Annotated in this window: 18 protein-coding genes; 15 read left to right on the forward strand and 3 right to left on the reverse strand. The window is 50.0% G+C overall.

The genetic code is table 11. From position 1 onward, the window contains the following. The 3 genes from P8H26_RS12000 to P8H26_RS12010 all read left to right on the forward strand — a co-directional run. The coding region (locus P8H26_RS12000; protein ID WP_289633270.1) for a porin at positions 1 to 892 on the forward strand (892 nt) is incomplete at its 5' end. A gap of 286 nt (positions 893 to 1,178) precedes the next feature. Continuing rightward, positions 1,179 to 2,105, forward strand: a complete 927-nt coding sequence (locus P8H26_RS12005; RefSeq protein ID WP_289633438.1) for a tyrosine-type recombinase/integrase — start codon at positions 1,179 to 1,181, stop codon at positions 2,103 to 2,105. A gap of 343 nt (positions 2,106 to 2,448) precedes the next feature. Next, positions 2,449 to 2,937 (forward strand): DUF423 domain-containing protein, encoded by a 489-nt coding sequence (locus P8H26_RS12010; protein WP_289633272.1) that lies wholly within the window; start codon positions 2,449 to 2,451, stop codon positions 2,935 to 2,937. Positions 2,938 to 3,165: 228 nt separating this feature from the next. On the opposite strand, the gene P8H26_RS12015 is transcribed toward P8H26_RS12010, so the two are convergent. Continuing rightward, a complete protein-coding gene (locus P8H26_RS12015) occupies positions 3,166 to 5,214 on the reverse strand; it encodes a lytic transglycosylase domain-containing protein (RefSeq protein WP_289633273.1) in 2,049 nt (682 codons plus the stop codon). 799 nt (positions 5,215 to 6,013) lie between these two features. On the opposite strand from P8H26_RS12015, the gene dapA reads away from it, so the two are divergent. Beyond that, positions 6,014 to 6,898, forward strand: a complete 885-nt coding sequence (dapA, locus tag P8H26_RS12020; protein WP_289633274.1) for a 4-hydroxy-tetrahydrodipicolinate synthase — start codon at positions 6,014 to 6,016, stop codon at positions 6,896 to 6,898. Between the two features lie 191 nt (positions 6,899 to 7,089). Then, positions 7,090 to 7,566, forward strand: coding sequence for an SsrA-binding protein SmpB (gene smpB / locus P8H26_RS12025; protein ID WP_289633275.1), 477 nt, complete (start codon positions 7,090 to 7,092; stop codon positions 7,564 to 7,566). Between the two features lie 93 nt (positions 7,567 to 7,659). Here smpB and P8H26_RS12030 read toward each other — a convergent pair whose 3' ends face one another. Continuing rightward, positions 7,660 to 8,361, reverse strand: coding sequence for a uracil-DNA glycosylase (locus P8H26_RS12030; RefSeq protein ID WP_289633276.1), 702 nt, complete (start codon positions 8,359 to 8,361; stop codon positions 7,660 to 7,662). Between the two features lie 16 nt (positions 8,362 to 8,377). Next, positions 8,378 to 8,950 (reverse strand): NYN domain-containing protein, encoded by a 573-nt coding sequence (locus P8H26_RS12035; RefSeq protein ID WP_289633277.1) that lies wholly within the window; start codon positions 8,948 to 8,950, stop codon positions 8,378 to 8,380. Between the two features lie 561 nt (positions 8,951 to 9,511). On the opposite strand from P8H26_RS12035, the gene rpoZ reads away from it, so the two are divergent. From rpoZ to acpS, 10 genes are all read left to right on the forward strand, one after another. Further along, complete coding sequence (rpoZ, locus tag P8H26_RS12040) at positions 9,512 to 9,913, forward strand: DNA-directed RNA polymerase subunit omega (protein ID WP_289633278.1); 402 nt, start codon at positions 9,512 to 9,514, stop codon at positions 9,911 to 9,913. A gap of 287 nt (positions 9,914 to 10,200) precedes the next feature. After that, the gene (locus P8H26_RS12045; RefSeq protein WP_289633280.1) at positions 10,201 to 12,453 is read left to right on the forward strand and encodes a bifunctional (p)ppGpp synthetase/guanosine-3',5'-bis(diphosphate) 3'-pyrophosphohydrolase; all 2,253 of its coding nucleotides are present in this window, start codon (positions 10,201 to 10,203) and stop codon (positions 12,451 to 12,453) included. Positions 12,454 to 12,463: 10 nt separating this feature from the next. Beyond that, positions 12,464 to 13,042 (forward strand): orotate phosphoribosyltransferase, encoded by a 579-nt coding sequence (gene pyrE, locus P8H26_RS12050; RefSeq protein ID WP_289633282.1) that lies wholly within the window; start codon positions 12,464 to 12,466, stop codon positions 13,040 to 13,042. A gap of 213 nt (positions 13,043 to 13,255) precedes the next feature. After that, a complete protein-coding gene (locus P8H26_RS12055) occupies positions 13,256 to 13,978 on the forward strand; it encodes a helix-turn-helix domain-containing protein (RefSeq protein WP_289633439.1) in 723 nt (240 codons plus the stop codon). A 153-nt stretch (positions 13,979 to 14,131) separates the two neighbouring features. After that, complete coding sequence (locus P8H26_RS12060; protein ID WP_289633284.1) at positions 14,132 to 15,709, forward strand: peptide ABC transporter substrate-binding protein; 1,578 nt, start codon at positions 14,132 to 14,134, stop codon at positions 15,707 to 15,709. A gap of 188 nt (positions 15,710 to 15,897) precedes the next feature. Further along, positions 15,898 to 16,044, forward strand: a complete 147-nt coding sequence (locus P8H26_RS12065; RefSeq protein WP_289633285.1) for a hypothetical protein — start codon at positions 15,898 to 15,900, stop codon at positions 16,042 to 16,044. 36 nt (positions 16,045 to 16,080) lie between these two features. Continuing rightward, the gene (gene cydX, locus P8H26_RS18085; protein WP_308446669.1) at positions 16,081 to 16,308 is read left to right on the forward strand and encodes a cytochrome bd-I oxidase subunit CydX; all 228 of its coding nucleotides are present in this window, start codon (positions 16,081 to 16,083) and stop codon (positions 16,306 to 16,308) included. Further along, positions 16,305 to 17,642: an oxygen-independent coproporphyrinogen III oxidase gene (hemN, locus tag P8H26_RS12075; RefSeq protein WP_289633286.1), complete on the forward strand. Its 1,338-nt coding sequence runs from the start codon at positions 16,305 to 16,307 to the stop codon at positions 17,640 to 17,642. The genes cydX and hemN overlap by 4 nt, the downstream gene beginning before the upstream one ends. Before the next feature lie 436 nt (positions 17,643 to 18,078). Continuing rightward, the gene (locus tag P8H26_RS12080) at positions 18,079 to 18,660 is read left to right on the forward strand and encodes a DUF2062 domain-containing protein (protein WP_289633287.1); all 582 of its coding nucleotides are present in this window, start codon (positions 18,079 to 18,081) and stop codon (positions 18,658 to 18,660) included. Continuing rightward, on the forward strand, positions 18,657 to 19,055 hold the full coding sequence (acpS, locus tag P8H26_RS12085) for a holo-ACP synthase (protein WP_289633289.1): 399 nt from the start codon (positions 18,657 to 18,659) through the stop codon (positions 19,053 to 19,055). The genes P8H26_RS12080 and acpS overlap by 4 nt, the downstream gene beginning before the upstream one ends. Positions 19,056 to 19,075 lie beyond the last annotated feature (20 nt).

The raw sequence follows: 19,075 nt of genomic DNA on the forward strand, positions 1-19,075 counted from the left end.
CATCTCCGGTTACGTTCGTTACGACGCATCTTTCGGTGATGATCCATACAGCGGCGAAGAGCTGGGTACATGGTCGAAGAATACCCGTTTCACACTGCGTACACACACAGCGGCTGAAACTGAGCTGGGCACACTGAAGACCTACACAGAAAACCGTTTCAACTTCGGTGATGGCGTAGATGGTAAGCATACTCTGAAGCATGCAATCATTCAGCTCGGTGGCCTGACAATCGGTAAAACCGATTCAGCTTTCCACACATTTACCGGTTACCTCGGCGACATCATCAACGATGACGTTGTAGATGCAGGCCTCTACAACACCAACCTGATCAGCTACACCTTCACTGGCGGTAACGGCTTCTCGGCTATTATCTCTGCTGAACAGGGCGAAGTTAAAGGCTTCTCCCATAAAGGCGTTGGCTATGATGCTGTTATCGACGACTACATGCCACATGTTGTTGGTGGTCTGAAGTTCGAACAGGCTTGGGGTTCGATCGCTGGTGTTGCAGCTTACGACTCTGAAATCGAAGAGTGGGCTGGTAAAGTTCGCCTCGATGTAAACGTAACAGACCAGTTCTCCGCATGGGTACAGGGCGGTTATTCTTCTTATGAAGGTAACTACGGCATGTACGGCCGTTGGGGTGGCGATTGGGCTGTTTGGGGTGGTCTGAAGTATAAGGCAACCGACAAAGCAACTTTCAACCTGCAGGCTGCTTACGAAGATTTCGGCAAAACTGCTGTTGCTGCAAACGTAGCTTACCAGCTGGTTCCAGGCTTCACAATTACTCCTGAAATCAACTACACCACATGGAAAAAAGACCATCCAGCTCGTCTGGCTGGCGGCGAAAAAGACGCTTTCGGTGGTATCATCCGCTTCCAGCGTTCTTTCTAAGCCATTGGTTTAGTTAAGGAATAAGTACCAGCGGGGTGACCCGCTGGTATTTTCGTCTCAGATGAGGCGTTCAAGCGGGGACCATCTTTCACGAGATGCGCTTAGAATATTCAGTATGAACTTTTTGTGTGGAAAAGGCGGAATTAAGACTTTTCGAGGGGGCTCGACAGAAATCTAACCAGAGTGGTTATACAATGGTGCTCTATCAAAATTGTTCCCCGGACTTGTTTTATTCCTTGGTTGGCTCTAAAGCTCCTCACCATTCAAACGGCTGGGGGGCCCTATGATGGAGCTAAATCGGGACATTTCGATCGAAAATGCTGATAACTTTGCGCCTGTTCTTGGCTATAATTTAAGTTTCACATCTTCGAACACAAAAACGCATCGTATTGTAAGTCAGTATTCTGTTACTGATTTATCCGAACGCTACCTCAATATTTTATGGGACGACGGTTCTCATAAATACAATGTGAGGTTGTTTCTCGGTGAGATAAATGAAATTCTGAAGGGGGAGCGTTTCAGTGGCTTTAGCCAGGAAATGCTCGACAGAATTATCGGTTCCCTGCGTGAGCGCAATAACAGCAATGCAACCATCAATAGAAAGATGGCTGCACTTAGCAAGTTACTGCGAAAGGCGTATAAGATGGGGGACATCTTTAGCCTGCCGGAGTTCATTCGTCAGAAAGAGCGGGCAGGGCGGATTCGTTTTCTGGAACTTGAAGAAGAAGCACGACTGTTTTCTGCAATTAAAGCGCGATGTGAGCATAGCTATCGTCTGGCTGTCTTTCTGGTCGACACAGGTTGCCGACTCGGTGAGGCTATCGGTCTGACATGGAATGATCTTCATGATCCGCGCGTCACGTTCTGGCTCACCAAATCGAATCGCAGCCGCACAGTTCCATTGACAAAACGTGCAAGAAAAAGCTGCCAGATCGTTGTCGACCGGCATAAAGGGCCGTTCTCGATGCTCACTCAGGTTGAGTTTCGCGCGGTCTGGAATGATGCCAAATATGAAGTTGGCCTTGGTACCGATACGCAGGTCGTGCCTCATATTCTTCGTCACACTTGTGCATCTCGTCTGGTTCGCTGCGGTATTGATATTCGTCGTGTTCAGATGTGGCTTGGTCACCAGACACTTCAGATGACTATGCGTTATGCCCATCTTGCGACGAATGACCTTGATAGTTGCGTAAAAGTGCTGGAAGTCCGCTGATTATAGTTGTTTTCACATTATTGCACATCGTTGATGTGCGATAATGTGTGAAGCAACTCTGTCAGTGCGGGTGAAGCAGGGCAGGTATGTATTTGCCTGCTGAAAATAGCGACTCATATCTCGATGAAACACTTTTTATGCAGGCCATGATGCTTGTTCTCCGGTTCAGCCGGAAACACAGCAATCTATATGGGTTGGCCTGCTATAATCCTGTTCAAGCGTAATATTCTATCTGTAGTATGAATTTTGATCCGGTTGGCATTTCCTTGCTACCGGTATCAGAGCGTTTTAGTTGAATCTGAAACACTGAAAATGCTCTGTTTTTTGAGTTGGGCCACGCAGTTTGCCCGAAATCGCTTCACAGTTTTCGGATTGCACTTTAGATATAGCAACTCGAATTGAAGGAATTCGCACCGTCAGCAATCGCATTGCTGACGCGCTGTTTGGGATTCTATGTGACAAGGTTGAGACTATGGTTGCGGGTGGCGAACGTCTTTTTCTGTTTTTTGGTGGCATATCCGGTGCGGGGGCTATGGCAAGTTATGCAGCCTCAGCACACGGTGATCATGCGTTTTTGGGGGTAGTCGCACCGATTTTACTGGGGCATGCCGCAGCATTTTTAGGTTTTGCATTCTTAAGTGCAAGGAGCCGCGCAGTTTATTGGTCAGCCGTGCTGGTTTTGATCGGTCTAGTTCTGTTTTCCGGTGATTTGATTCTGCGGGATCTGACAGGGAACAGATTGTTTGCTATGGCTGCACCACTGGGCGGCACATTAATGATTGGCGGATGGCTGATGACTGCGCTCTGCGCCTTTCTCCCATCAAAAAACTGAAGAAAACCATTTTAAAGTGCAACAATTACCCCGTGTAATCTGCACTAACCAAAGCGGACGCTGAAATTAGGGGCCTTCGCAGTTGGTATGTGTTCAGATCATCATCAGTCAGTGTCTGATATTGGTCATTTAACAAAAAAGCCGTGCTGCAATTTTGCAGTGCGGCTTTTGGTTGTTTTTATGCATGACCCTGAGGCGGTAGTGCAATTGCGATAGAACGAATACGCTCTAGCCGCGTCGACCGCTCACAAGATCCTGCTGAATATTGGCGTTGCCATAGAGGCGTGATTTGTAAACGGCATAGTTTTCCATCACGCGCTGCACATAATTGCGGGTTTCGGTGTAGGGAATCCGCTCAATCCAGTCCACAACCTGATCAAGATTCTGTCCGCGCGGGTCACCGTATTTTGCAATCCACTCGCTGGCACGTCTTGGACCCGCATTATATCCGGCAAAAGTCAGAATATAAGAACCGTTAAACCGTTCAATCTGCTCGCCGAGATAATGGGCGCCAAGTGTCGCATTATATGCAGCGTCCGTTGTCAGACGTTTATCGGAATAAGCAAGACCGGCACGTTGTGCAACGCCCTTGGCTGTGCCCGGTAAAAGCTGCAACAGTCCGCGCGCACCGGCGCTGGAAACCGCAGATATATTGAATTCACTTTCCTGACGGGCAATCGCATAGGCGAGGGCTGCACCGGAGCCTTTGATATTGGCATTGGCCGGAATTGCGCCGGTCGGATGGGAAAGTGCGCCGACGTCCAGCCCGCGACCAGCAGCAACTTTGCCGACACGCAGTGACAGATAGTGGTTGCTGTTGCGCTCAGCCATCACAGCGAGAAGAGCGAGTTCGCCGGTGCTGCTCAGTTCCTGCGCCATGTTGATATAAAGGCTTTGAGCGCGGTTGCCATAGCCGATCGCTTCAAGGCGACGGATTGCACGAACCGGTTCGCGGCTGTCAAAACGCTCACGATCTGTGGCGCTTGGTTTAGGATAAGGCAATTGCAAAACATTGTTGCCAAGTTTTGCGGCAGCCAGCTGACCATAGAAAGATGTGCCGTAATAGGATGCGCGCTGATACATTTGCTTTGCATTGCCGCCACCACCGGCTTCTGCGGCGCGTCCCATCCAATAATAGGCGCGGGAAGCAGACATCGGGCGGGACGAAATTTCAGCGATACGTGTAAAATGCTTCTGCGCAGTCGACGCATCATTTAATGCGCGCAACGCATACCAACCGGCATGAAACTCTGCGTCTGCAGCCATCGTTGGTGTTTCTGCACTGTGGGCAGCCGCCAGACGATAGGCAATCTGCGGCTTGCCGATGTCCAGCAATTCGCGGGAAAGCACGCGACGCTCAGTCCACCATGCATCGGGATCAACCAGCGATTTGGCATCACGCGGAGCTTTCAGCATCAGATTGGCCGCTTCAGTATAACGCTCGGTGCGGCGTAAATGCTGAATCTTTATATATAAATAGGCGGGGTTTGACTGCCATGAGGCATGCACGGCATTCAGCTTTTGTGCAGCATCCGGTGCGCGTTTGTTAACAGCAACAAAAGCCGCATAAAGTGATTCAGCATTTGCCGGTGCCGCTAACCGTGCTGCGGACTGCATACGGTTATCATAAAGCATACGCAGAAACCGCGCCTGATTATCCTCTTTGGTCAAAACACCGGAAAACTCGCGTAAAACCAGTGCTTCATCTTTATTGTCCAGCTTGGCTTTTGCCCACCACGGCGCAATCAACTGGCGCGCAGCACTGCGATTTCCGCTGGCAAGATAAGCACGGCCTAACAGGATCATGCCTTCTGTCGTTTGCGGAGTGCGATTTCCGAGATAAGAGATAACAGTGCCGGCCGGTGCGTTTTCACGATAGAGCGCCCGTTCGGTGTTGCGCTGAACCGTCGTCATGCCCGGCCATCCGCGCAGTTCTGCGGCAGCAGAAGCGATATCACCGCTCGACAGGCCATCAGCACCCGACAAGGCTAATGCCCAGGTGAGAATATTACGGTCAAGATCTCCGGCAGGCATTCCGTTGCGAATGGCCAGAGCACGGCGGGCGTCTTTAGCAGAAAGAGCATCAAGGGCAGTTTTGAGGCTGCCATTCATCGCCGCCGGTGCCTGGGTCCGCGGAATAGTCGCTGTGGTTGTCGGATCAGGCCGCATCATCGGGGCGGGCATGTTGCGCATTATGGTTGGTGCAAAGGGGCGCAACAAAGGTGTTGGCACATTTTCGGCTTCCTGAGCATTAGCCGTCAGTATATTCGTTGCCATACTTGCACATAGAAGTGTAAGGGCTAAAAAACGCTGATCTGGTTTCTGTCCGAAAAGTGCAAATTTACGCATTACAAATCCGTTATAACCCTGTTGAAGCAAATTTAAGGCAGATTTTAAAGATATTCGAGCAAAAACTGAGAGTTATAGAAATACCGTTCTATGGAATAAACGGGCTCTGAATATGTTGATAACTGGCGCTGCCTGTGGTTCTGATTCAAGGACTATAAGCCAGATCTGTGAAGGCAGAGTTAATGAAGCCTTACCTTAAATAGGGCATAGCTTTGGTTGGCATATTCACAATGCGAAGCGCCAAAGTTTTGCCGGTATTAACTGGTCTTTATTCGGGAAAGAACACCCAAATCAGTGATTTGCTTGTTGAATGTTTTCGTCATTTCGCTCAATGACTTGCGTCGTTTAGACGAAAACAGGACCTATTTTCGGCATAGTGATGAATTGCTAACGGATATGTATAAAACCGCTTGATCCGTCAGAATTGCAAGACTATGGTGCAGCACTTTTCATAAACAGATGGTGATACCATCATTCTGTATGCGGCTGTAAAGCCTGTATGGATGGTGCCGTCACGACTGTTGTGATGAATAGAATGACATTATTATACGCTGTATGTTTGATACGATCATATATGCAGTTTACCATATTTAATATCTCGTAATCAGGCCTTGAGCGGGCAAAATTTCAGGACTGATTACGAACTTCAAAGACTGTGTGCTCAGCTCATCTTTTGCTGATACGCAATTCATTTTAAAACTCAGGCAAACTTTTTTGGGAGTACCCGATGCTTAAGGGCTCAATCACGGCTATCGTCACACCATTCACCGAGCAGGGTGGGTTTGACGAAAAAGCGTTCCGTGGCCTTATAAACTGGCAGATAGAAGAGGGAACGCACGGTTTTGTGCCAGTTGGCACAACCGGCGAGACACCGACGCTATCGCATGATGAGCACAAACGGGTGATTGAGGTTTGCGTTGAGGAAGCAAAAGGTCGTGCGCAGATTGTTGCCGGAGCAGGTTCAAACAATACTGTTGAAGCGATTGAGCTGGCGCAGCATGCTGAGGGCGCCGGTGCCGATGCGGTTCTGGTCGTGACACCTTATTATAACAAGCCAAATCAGCGCGGGCTTTATGCGCATTTTTCCGCAGTTGCCAAAGCGATTTCCATTCCGCTGGTGATTTATAATATTCCGGGTCGTTCAATCATTGATATGACACCGGAAACAATGGGTGCATTGGTGCGCGACCATAAAAATATTGTCGGCGTTAAAGATGCGACCGGTAAAATTGAGCGCGTATCCGAACAGCGCGCAACTTGCGGCGCGGATTTCATTCAACTCTCCGGTGAAGATGCAACAGCGCTTGGCTTTAATGCTCATGGTGGCCGCGGCTGTATTTCGGTGACATCCAATATTGCTCCGCGTCTATGCGCGCAGTTTCAAGAGGCATGTCTCGCCGGTGATTATGCAACGGCGCTGACAATTCAGGATCGCCTGATGCCATTGCATAAAGCATTGTTTATGGAGCCGAACCCGTCAGGTGTTAAATATGCTTTGGCACGTACCGGACGTATTGAAAATCGCCTGCGCTTGCCATTGATGCCGATAGAAGCAGAAACCGCAGAGAAAATCGATGCAGCGCTGCGTCATGCAGGCTTGCTGAATCAGTAATCCTGCGCAACCGGCATAACTGAACAGTTTACGCTGTTTATTTTGCTGCAAATCACTTATGCCTGCCGGTACATTCACTGTGAAATCGGCAGGTTTTTTTATGCTTGCGGCTGTTGGTTTTTTGTAGCTAACATGCGGAAAATTAATCAAAAGCTGCTGGTAAAGTTGCGGATCAGATATATATTGCTGCCATGAATACGAAAAAGAATGCGCCTGCGCGCAAAATCATCGCTGACAACCGCAAGGCACGTTATAATTTTGAGATCCTCGAAGTTATTGAGGCCGGCTTGGTTCTGTCCGGGACCGAGGTTAAATCCTTGCGTGCCAATCAGGCGAATATTGCTGAAAGCTATGCCAGTTATGAGAATGGCGCTTTCTGGCTGATCAATTCCTATATTCCTGAATATACGCAGGGCAATCGTTTCAATCATGATCCGCGCCGTTTGCGTAAATTACTGCTCAGTGGAAGGGAAACTGTGCGATTGGCAAATTCTATCGCGCGCGATGGGATGACGGTTGTACCGCTGAAGCTCTATTTTAATGAGCGTGGCATGGTGAAGCTTGAAATTGCGCTCTCTCGCGGTAAAAAACTGCATGATAAGCGCGAGACGGAAAAGAACCGTGACTGGAACCGCGAGAAATCACGCTTGTTGCGTGATCGCGGCTAAGGTATTTCCGAGTCAAAACCGGAAATGCTCCAAATTGCTGAAAGTTCAAAGCCCTGTCTGCTTCAGATGGGGCTTTTTGTATTTGAGAAATAATCAGTGTTGATTATCGTTGAGATAATCACGCACATTTTCGAAAACGCCATGAAACATGGCTTCCGTCAACACGCCTGTATTGGTGTTGTAGCGCGAGCAGTGATAGCTGGAAAAAATCCGCAAAGACCCGATATTGGTCTGGGCGGCATGGCCGAATTTATGTTTCGCAACGGGTTGGCCAAGGGCACGAATAGTGGACTGATGCGCTATTGTACCGAGTGTTACAATGGCCTGCAGATTTGGGAGGCCGGTAATAAACGGCGTCAGGAACTGCCGGCAGGTATTAATTTCGGCGCCGGTAGGTTTGTTTTCCGGCGGGACACAGCGAACAGCGTTGACGATGGCGCAATCATTGAGCGTCAGCGTATCATCAGGACGTGCTTCGAAATTGCCCCGAGCGAAATTATATTTTTTTAAAGTGGAGTAGAGCAGGTCACCCGCATAGTCGCCGGTAAATGGTCGCCCTGTGCGGTTCGCCCCGCGCAAACCCGGCGCAAGACCAATAATCAGCAAACGCACACGCTCAGGAAAAGCGGGCAGGGTGGTTGTCTGTACTGCTGTTGCGCTATTCTGCGGGGCGGTCGGCAGAAATGCCGGAACCGGCGCATTGTGCCATGAAGGCTCATTGCCCCGCCAGACTTGTATAAAGTCATGGAGGCGGGGACAAAATGCGCAATCGCGGGATGGTTCCGAATTTAACAAGGCCGGTCAGAAGAGCTTAGTAAAGCTCTTCTTCCTCTTCAAAACGGCGAGCCGGACGCTCAGAGGCTTCGCGGCTGATTTCAGATTTCAGCGTTACCAGATCAAGGAAATGATCGGCCTGACGGCGCAGCTCATCCGAAATCATTGGTGGCTGCGTTGTGAGTGTTGAAACAACACTGACTTTTCGGCCACGGCGCTGCAGTGCTTCAACGAGGCAACGGAAATCACCGTCACCGGAGAAGATCACAAAATGATCCACAGTATCAGTCAGCTGCATGGCATCGACCGCAAGTTCGATATCCATATTGCCTTTGACTTTGCGGCGGCCGGTCGCATCAGTAAACTCTTTGGCGGCTTTGGTAATGACTTTATAGCCATTATAGTCAAGCCAGTCGATCAGGGGGCGAATGGATGAGTATTCCTGATCTTCGACGAGTGCAGTATAGTAGTAAGCACGCAGCAAATAACCGCGTTTCTGGAAAGCTTTCAACAATTTACGGTAATCAATATCAAAGCCAAGAGTCTTGGATGCAGCGTAAAGATTGGCGCCATCGATAAAAAGCGCGATTTTTTCGCGTGAATCAAACATTTTGATAATTATCCATTCTTCAGCAAATAATAGTTCGCTGATTAATTGTCCGCACTTTTCAATTTTATTTTTGAAAAAAGCCTCTCCTACTCTGCGTTCTAAGGCGCATGCACAGAAAGGCAAGCAATCACAGGTTGTTTTTATTGCGCTGTTCGTAAAAGGCCGGAAAAATGTGTGATTAAGATATCACAAATATCATATAAATGATATCTGTTCCTTGATGCCCAAGAGTATAAACGATTTAACGGATTTTATTTTACGCGGCTTCCGCGCTTGCCGGATGATGGATGGCAATAAATTGCGACCGATTCTGTCGGGCTTTTGCCTGAGAAAAGGTGATGCGGTTTAAACGGCAGGGTTGTGATATGGCGCTCATGCAGAAAATTTCATGACTTCCATGATTACTTTGGCAGCTGCTTTATTGCTGCCGTTATTCCCTGTATTGTATATTCTGGGTACTTTGATCGCGGCTTTGTGCGCTTTTGCTTGTTTTTTGTGTCAAGTGCCGTTATTGAAACCAAGAATTCCTGAATTAATTTTGAGATATGAAAGGGGCGATCTATGGCCCGCGTTACCGTTGAAGATTGCGTTGACAAGGTAGACAACCGCTTTGAGCTGGTTCTGCTTGCCAGCCATCGTGCACGACAGATCTCACAGGGCGGTCAGATTACCATTGATCGCGACAACGATAAAAACCCGGTTGTTGCGCTGCGTGAAATCGCTGACGAAACCCTGTCGCCGGGTGATCTGAAAGAAGACCTGATCCATTCCCTGCAGAAGCATGTGGAAATTGATGAGCCGGAAGCACCGGCACCATTGCAGATCAGCGGTGCTCTGGATGACCTGACCGGTGAAGTTATTGTCGGCGCTGAAGACATTGCAACTTTCGACAGCATGAGCGAAGAAGATTTGCTGGCGGGTATTGAAGGTCTTGTTGCACCTGAGAAAAGTGACGATTACTGATTTTTGTTGAGGCGCTTTAAGCTGTTTCAACAGATTTCCGGCGGTATTTACAGGTTGCCGGTGTCAGTAAAGATCGGATTATTAAAGCGCTGCAGATCACTCTGCGGCGCTTTATTTTGTGTGCGTCAGGCTGTTTCTTGATCTGGTCGTTAAAATGCCGCATGCAAAACGCCGGAACTTGTTGAATTATTGCGTGCTTTTAGTTTGGTACAGGTTTCTGCCTGATAAATAATACAGTAAATTTCGGTATGCTTTGCGATGGATGCGACTAAAGGGAGTGCAGGCTGATGATGCGCCAATATGAGCTGGTTGAGCGGGTGCAGCACTATAAGCCTGATGTTAATGAGGCTCTGCTGAACAAGGCTTATGTTTATGCCATGCAAAAACATGGCAGTCAGAAGCGCGCATCCGGTGATCCGTATTTTTCGCACCCTCTGGAAGTCGCCGCAATCCTGACCGACATGCGTCTTGATGAGGCAACGATTGCCATCGCGCTGCTGCATGACACGATTGAAGATACAGATGCGACCCGCGCTGAGATTGACCAGCTTTTTGGCCCTGAAATTGGCAAGCTGGTTGAAGGTCTGACCAAGCTTAAAAAACTCGATCTGGTTTCCAAGAAAGCTGTGCAGGCGGAAAACCTGCGCAAGCTTCTGCTGGCTATTTCCGATGATGTGCGCGTGCTGCTGGTGAAACTGGCAGATCGCCTGCACAATATGCGTACCCTCGGTGTGATGCGCGAAGACAAGCGCCTGCGCATTGCTGAAGAAACTATGGATATTTATGCGCCGCTTGCAGGCCGCATGGGTATGCAGGATATGCGTGAAGAGCTGGAAGAGCTGGCATTCCGCTATATCAATCCGGAAGCATGGCGTGCAGTCACAGATCGTCTTGCTGAGCTGATGGAGAAAAACCGCGGCCTTCTCAGCAAGATTGAAGCCGATCTGGCAACGCTTTTTGCAGAAAAAGGCCTGCATGCCGATGTTTCCAGCAGACAGAAAAAACCTTGGTCTGTTTTCCGTAAGATGGAAACCAAGGGGCTGTCTTTCGAGCAGCTTTCCGATATTTTCGGCTTCCGTGTTATCCTTGATAATGTTGATGATTGTTACAAGGCGCTTGGCATTATTCACCGCACATGGTCGATGGTGCCGGGGCGCTTCAAAGATTATATTTCAACGCCGAAGCAGAATGATTATCGTTCTATCCACACCACGATTATTGGCCCGTCCCGTCAGCGCGTAGAGCTGCAAATCCGCACCGGCGCAATGGATGATGTGGCGGAATATGGTGTTGCCGCGCATTCGATCTATAAAGACGGGCGCAGCAATACTGTGCCAACGGCAATTTCTACGGAATCCAATGCCTATGCTTGGCTGCGGCGCACCATTGAAGCGCTGTCAGAAGGGGATAATCCTGAGGAGTTTCTGGAGCATACCAAGCTGGAACTGTTTCAGGATCAGGTCTTCTGCTTTACGCCGAAAGGTCGCCTGATTGCCCTGCCACGCGGCGCTACACCGATTGATTTTGCCTATGCTGTGCATACAGATATCGGGGATTCAACGGTTGGCGTTAAGATCAACGGCCGCATGATGCCGCTGATGACCGAGCTGAAAAACGGCGATGAAGTCGATATTATCCGCTCGAAATCGCAAGTGCCGCCGACGGCATGGGAGTCGCTTGTTGTTACCGGAAAGGCGCGGTCTGCTATCCGCCGCGCAACGCGCGCTGCCGTGCGCAAGCAATATTCCGGCCTTGGCATGCGTATTCTTGAACGCGCATTTGAGCGTGGTAACAAGCCGTTCAGCAAAGAGCTGCTCAAACCAGCTTTGGCGCGACTGGCGCGCAAAGATATTGAGGATGTATTCGCGGCTGTAGGACGCGGGGAACTTGTTTCCGGTGATGTGTTGAAAGCGGTTTATCCGGACTATCAGGACACACGTATTACTCAGAACAGCCCTGCAAAAACCGGTGAAAAAGGCTGGTTTAACCTGCAAAATGCTGCCGGCATGATCTTTAAGGTGCCAGAGGGCAGTGCAGGTAGTGCAAGCGGCGACACGGATGCACAAACACAGGCTGCAGCGGTAAGCCGGCATGCATTGCCGATCCGCGGGGCAAACTCTGATCTTCCGGTTCGTTTTGCGCCGGAAGGTGCGGTGCCGGGCGATCGTATCGTCGGTATTCTGCAGCCGGGCGTTGGCATCACAATTTATCCGATCCAGTCATCTGCGCTGACCGCCTATGATGATCAGCCGGAACGCTGGATAGATGTGCGCTGGGATATTGACGGTGAAATGCACGAGCGTTTTCCGGCACGTATTTCCGTGTCAGCAATCAATTCACCGGGATCGCTGGCAGAGATTGCACAGGTCATTTCTGTGAATGATACGAATATTCACAATCTTTCTATGGTGCGCACCGCGCCGGACTTTACGGAAATGATTATGGATCTTGAGGTCTGGGACCTCAAACATCTCAATCGCATTATTGCGCAATTAAAAGAAAGCGCCTGCGTGAGTGATGCACAGCGCGTTAACGGATAAGAGGCTTTTTATGAATACTGAAGATGTGCTGGGCGTATTTCATGAGGCAGGTGCCATTCTTGAGGGGCATTTTATCCTCACTTCCGGCCGCCGCAGTCCTGTTTTTCTGCAAAAAGCACGGGTGTTCATGCATGCCGACAAGACTGAAAAGCTCTGTAAAGCTCTGGCTGAGAAGATTAAAGCCGCTGGTCTGGGTGAGATTGACTATGTTGTCGGCCCTGCAATCGGCGGTCTGATCCCGTCTTATGAGACATCACGCCATCTTGGTGTGCCTTCAATCTGGGTTGAGCGTGAAAATGGTGTGTTCAAGCTGCGCCGTTTCGAGCTGCCGGAAGGCTCCCGCGTTGTTATTGTGGAAGACATTGTGACAACCGGCCTGTCGATCCGTGAGACGATTGAAACACTGCGCGATCTGAAGGCTGAAGTTGTTGCAGCCGCCTGTATTGTTGACCGCTCGGCAGGTAAAGCCGATGTGGGCACAAAGCTGATCGCACTGGCAGAGTATGAAGTGCCGTCCTACGATAAGGATGACCTGCCACCGGAACTGGCCGCCATTCCGGCGATCAAACCCGGCAGCCGCAATATTTGACCAAACTTTAAAATTTCAGAGCGTTATTTGACGCAGGCAAGCTCGGGATATGGAAATCCCGGGCTTTTCGTGCCATGACGTAAACGTACATATTCTGCATAAAATTTGCAGCTATAGCATTAATTCTGCTTTGCATTGCGCAGGCTGTTACGCATAAACCCCATTGGGTACTTTAAAGGCATCATCGTGGTTTCAGTTCTAACTGCTCAGACAATGCACAATCAGCGTCACCGTGATCCGTGTGGAGCATGTGTTGATTGTGAAGTGCGTAAAATGGCTATTTGCGCCGCTTTGCAGGATGATGCGCTGCATTCTCTGGAAGCCATTATGGCTTCGCGCAAGCTGGAAACCGGTGAAATGCTGGTGGAAGAGGGCGCGCCGAAGCTGAAAGTCTTCAGCCTGACTTCCGGTTTATTGCGTCTTTTTACTTTGCTGCCTGACGGGCGCCGTCAAATTTCCGGTTTTCTTTATCCCGGCGATTATCTTGGTCTGGCCGATGACGAAAGCTATTCGCAGACGGCTGAGGCTGTTGTGCCATCCACATTGTGCTGCTTTGCCGTGAATGAGATGGATGAGCTGATGGATCAGTATCCGGCTCTTAAAGACCGGCTTTATGTAATGACGCGGGAAGCTCTGCGTCAGTCGCGTGATAATCAGCTGGTGCTGGGGCGCCTTGCGCCGGTCGAAAAACTGGCTTCTTTTCTGCTGGTTCTGTCGGCACAGGCTGAGCGTGTCGGTCATCCGGCCAATCCGGTGCATCTGTCGATGAACCGTACGGATATTGCGGATTATCTCGGCCTGACGATTGAAACGGTCAGCCGCTGTTTTACAAAATTGCGTACACAGGGTCTGATCCATCTGCCGGATGCCAATACGGTGAACATTCTCTCGCACCGTTCGCTTTCAGCTGTCGCGGGTACCGAATTTAAAAACTGATTTCTGACAGATATTTTAGCTTGTGCCTGTGCTTGTTGTTGAGACACGCATTAGTGATGCTTTGTGTTCTTTCTGTATTTATTGGGATTTTCGTGAACCCGCGCTCACGTAATATCGGCGCGGGAGTTTTTATTTATAAATTCAGGAGGGGCCATGCGCCGTTCATTATTGATTTCAGGCTTAGTATTATCTGTGCTCACCGGTTCTGCGCATGCTGAAACTGTTTTAAACCGAGGCAATAGCGGTGATCCGTCATCGTTCAATCAGCAACTGACATCAACGGTTGATGAGGCGGCGCTTCTGGCGGATCTTTATCAGGGGCTGGTGATGGAAGATGCCAAGGGGGCGATCATCGCCGGTGTGGCAAAGTCATGGGATATGTCGCCGGACGGTCTGACTTATATTTTTCATCTGCGCGATAATGCGAAATGGTCGAATGGTGATCCGGTAACAGCGCAGGATTTTGTCTATTCGCTCCGCCGTATTATGAATCCGGCAACGGCTGCTCCCTATGCCAGTGTGTTGTTTCCGATCAAAAATGCTGAAGCCGTCGCGACAGGTAAAATACCGTCTGAACAATTAGGCGTGGAAGCACCCGATGATTTCACAGTGAAATTCACGCTGAAAGCGCCGACACCGTATTTTCTGCAACTGATGGCACATCATACGGCACTGCCGCTGCACCGCAAAAGTGTTGAAAGATATGGCGATAAATTTACAGCGCCAGGCAATCTGGTGAGTAACGGTGCTTATCAGCTGGTCAGCTTCATACCGAATGACAAAATCACCATGAGGAAAAATCCGTATTACTATGATGCGGATAAGGTCAAAATTGATGTGGTGAACTGGTTGCCCTTTGAAGACCGCTCCAGTTGCATGCGCCGGTTTGAGGCAAAAGAGATGCAAATTTGCTCGGATGTGGCCGCAGAGCAAATGGACTATGTCAAAAAGCGCTTTGGCACCCAGCTGCGTGTTGCCTCGCAATTGGGCAGTTATTTTCTTGATATTAAAGGCAAAGACGGCAGCCCTCTGAAAGATCCGCGTGTACGCCGCGCCATGTCGCTGGTGATTGATCGTGAGTTTATTGCATCTGAGATTTGGCGGGGCACGATGCTGCCGTCTTATTCCTTAGTGCCGCCGGGCATCGATAATTATATCAGCGGCGGGGTGCGTCAGGATTATGCAAATGAGGATATTCTCGACCGTGAAGACAAGGCAAAAGCACTTTTAAAAGAGGCCGGTGTCGCCCCGAACAGCCTGACGGTAGAGCTGCTTTATAATACGTCCGAGAACCATAAGAATGTTATGGCAGCCGTTGCGGATATGTTGAAAAATATCGGCATCAAAGCAAAGTTGAATGAGATGGAAGGCACGACCTATTTCAATTATTTGCGCGAAGGCGGAGATTTCAATCTGGCGCGTGATGGCTGGATCGGAGACTACAGCGACCCGCAGAGTTTTCTGTTTCTCTACCAAAGCGCCAGCAGCTTCAATTATGCGAAATGGTCAAATAAAGCCTATGATACTTTGCTGGATAAGGCTTCGGTAACCACTGACCTTAAAGCGCGCGCAGTCATATTGGCGGATGCGGAGCGGCTGTTGCTTCAGGAGCAGGTGATTATACCGCTGCTCACTTATGCCTCAAGGTCTCTGGTCTCTGACCGGATTGAGGGCTGGCATGATAATCTGAGAAATGTTCACGCCACACAATGGTTGGCGCTAAAGCAATAAGCTGCTTTTGAGTTTTGCAGACGGGCGGGGAAAATTCTCCGCCCGTTTTCTATTTAATGCTCATTGATCCAGATCAATGCGGTTTTCTCCCATGTTGCTACACCAGTTCTCAGGGGAGGACGGATTCTTTTGGTGCAACATATCCGGCAGGCTGTTTTTACAATTTTGCTCTGCTGGTAATTTGCATTTTGAATACAGAGTTTACGGGCACGCATCGCATTTATGACTATACCAACCGTATTCTGCCGCCCATCTTTATCAATAACAATCAGGCCTTTAGCGCTATGCGCGACCCGATTGTCAAAGTCAGTATCGATAATACGCCTAATGCTTAATGACCGTTTGAAAAAGAGTGAGAAGGGGGCAGCTAAATGTGGTGTTTCTCTTGGATCTTTAGATTGGGACTGGCCTGCTCCTTCGCAGTTTTCAATGCCCTGCGGCTTGAACTGCGCAATGACATGCTGGTGCTCGCCCCGGCGTTTACGCCGAAAATGAAAAATATGCCGACTACGCCGAAAATGAAAAACATGTCGGTTGTACCGGCAATGGAACTGAAACAGCAGGCAGCGCTGTCTGCCGGTAGAGGACAAAAAGTATGACGGAGATTGCGGCAAGACATTATGCTTCGCTTGCCGTGCCCCGCTATACATCTTATCCGACGGCAGCGGATTTCTCTGCGGCAGTCGGTCAAGATCAGTATGAGGCGTGGCTACGGCGTTTAAGGCAGAGTGAACCGGTTTCGCTCTATCTTCACGTGCCTTATTGCCGTGATCTTTGCCATTATTGCGGTTGTCACGCCAAAGTTGCGCGGCGGGATACGGTAATTGAGGCCTATGCTGATGTGTTGATCCGTGAGATTCGTCAGGCCGGACACTATTTGACCGAGCGCCCGAAAGCCGTGCATCTGCATTGGGGTGGCGGTACGCCGAGTATTCTGGGTGGCGAGGGCATTGCCCGTATCACGCAGGTTCTGCGTGAGCAGTTCGACTTTGCGGATGATATGGAGCACGCCATCGAGCTTGACCCGCGCAAAGTTGACAAGAAGCTTTGCCGTGATCTGGCGCAGGTCGGCGTCAATCGTGCCAGTCTGGGTGTTCAGGATCTTAATCCTGCGGTGCAGGAAGCCATTGGTCGTATTCAGCCGATTGAACAGATTGAATCTGCGGTCAACTCGCTCTGGCAGGTAGGTATTACCAGCCTGAATTTTGACCTGATTTATGGTCTGCCGTTGCAGACGGTTGTAACTTTGCGGGAAACATGCGAGCGCGTGGCCGGGTTCCGCCCAAGCCGGATTGCCTGCTATGGTTATGCGCATTTGCCCGCGCGTCGCGCCAATCAGCGACTGATTGATGTGAGTCTGTTGCCGGATGCTGATGCCCGTTATGAGCAGGCACAGGTTGTCGGGGATACATTAATGGCTATGGGCTACGAGCCTGTGGGTATTGACCATTATGCTCTGCCGGCTGATGCGCTGGCTGTCGCAACCAAGGCAGGGCATTTGCGACGCAATTTTCAGGGCTATACGGATGATGATTGCCCGACATTGCTGGGTTTTGGCGCATCGTCCATATCGCAATTCCGTGAGGGCTACACGCAGAACATTGCAGATATCGGGCAATATAAGGCTGCGGTCCTTGGAGAGCGTGCGCCGGTTGTGCGTGGTTATGCATTCAATGATTCCGACAAGTTACGCGGGCGGATTATTGAAAAGCTGATGTGTGATTTCAGGATCGATCTCAATGAAATTGCATCAGGTGCTAATTTTTCTGATGAGCTGGCATTGCTGCGTCCGCTTGCGGCTGATGGCATTGTCACGGTGCATGATGGCGTGATCACCATGTCTCCTGAGCATCATACATTGGTGCGGCTGGTGGCGGCGGTGTTTGATGAGTTCCGCAAGGAATGTGCACATAGTTTCAGCATGGCAATTTGATAATTGCCATGTGAGGGACTTCGCAGTGGTCGCGGGGGCGCGGGCCGCATGCGAAGAAGAAGGCAGTTTCTGCAGGCCGAAGGGGTAAGCTTCAGTCCGGAATTTGCCTGAAGAGGGCATCGCCTGATCAGCCACGGGGGCGCGGCGGATCAGTGCGATGCTCTTTCATTTTGTTATCTTACTTTGCTGTGCTGTTGTTGCGCACTTGGCCGCTGAGATGGTTTGTTCCTCTGCGGCAAATATTCGACTGTTAAAAAAGCCTTAATATCGTATTATGAGAGTAGCTTCTTAAGGTGTTCCGGCCTATGAAGCCTCGTTTACGGCTGTTTGCAAGGTAGTGATACCTGTAAACCGGCTGCGGAATATCAGGTTAAAACCGGATAATCAGTAAAATCGGTAAAACCGGTTCATTAATCAGGATGGTGACAGAGAATACATGTTGTTCAGACGCAGAGAACCCTTGAGCTACAAGGAGCGCCTTCGCACAATGATCTGGCCGCGCCGTTCTTTTTCACGCTCAATGCGGTATATGGGCAAGCGGATTACCCGTATTACGGCCAGCCCTCATGCGGTTGCTGCCGGACTTGCCGTTGGCGTTTTCGCGGCGTTTACTCCGTTCTTCGGCTTTCACCTTATCTTGGCGATTGTTCTTGCTTATCTGATTGCCGGTAATATTGCCGCGGCAGCTCTAGGTACTGCACTGGCCAATCCGCTGACAATCCCGTTTATCTGGGGTGGCACTTACGAAGTCGGCCGGATGATTGTGGATGAAAACGGTCAGTCTCAAGCACTGCCTTTAACCCGGATTCTGGAAAGCGAAATTTTCAAACAGATGAGTTTTGCTGAACTTTGGCAGCCGATTTTAAAGCCGATGCTGTTTGGCTCACTGGTGCTTGGTCTTGGTTGTGCGCTGGCCGTCTATGTTGCAACACGCTGGGCGACGATCAGCTATCGTCATAAGCGCCTGCAGCGGATTTCCGTGAAAAAATCACTGGCAGAGCAGGGCGTGTCCCGATGATCATTGGTATCGGCAGCGATCTGATTGATATCCGCCGGATTGAAAAAACACTTGAGCGCCACGGCAGCCGTTTCACTGAACGGGTTTTCACGGATGGTGAACGTGCCAAGGCCGAAAGCCGTAAGCTGAAAGCAGCTACCTATGCCAAGCGCTTCGCAGCCAAAGAAGCCTGTTCCAAGGCGCTCGGTACCGGCCTCTCTCACGGTGTTTTCTGGCGGGATATGGAAGTGATTAATCTGCCGTCCGGCAAGCCGACCATGCGCCTGACCAATGGCGCAGAGACGCGTCTTCTCTCGATGATGCCTGCGGGAATGAAAGCCGTGGTGCATCTGAGCATCACGGATGAATATCCGCTGGCGCAGGCTTTCGTTGTTATTGAGGCAATTCCGGCCTGAAATGATATGACAGCGCCCGC

This window comes from Pseudochrobactrum sp. sp1633 (assembly GCF_030376605.1).
Lineage (GTDB): Bacteria > Pseudomonadota > Alphaproteobacteria > Rhizobiales > Rhizobiaceae > Pseudochrobactrum.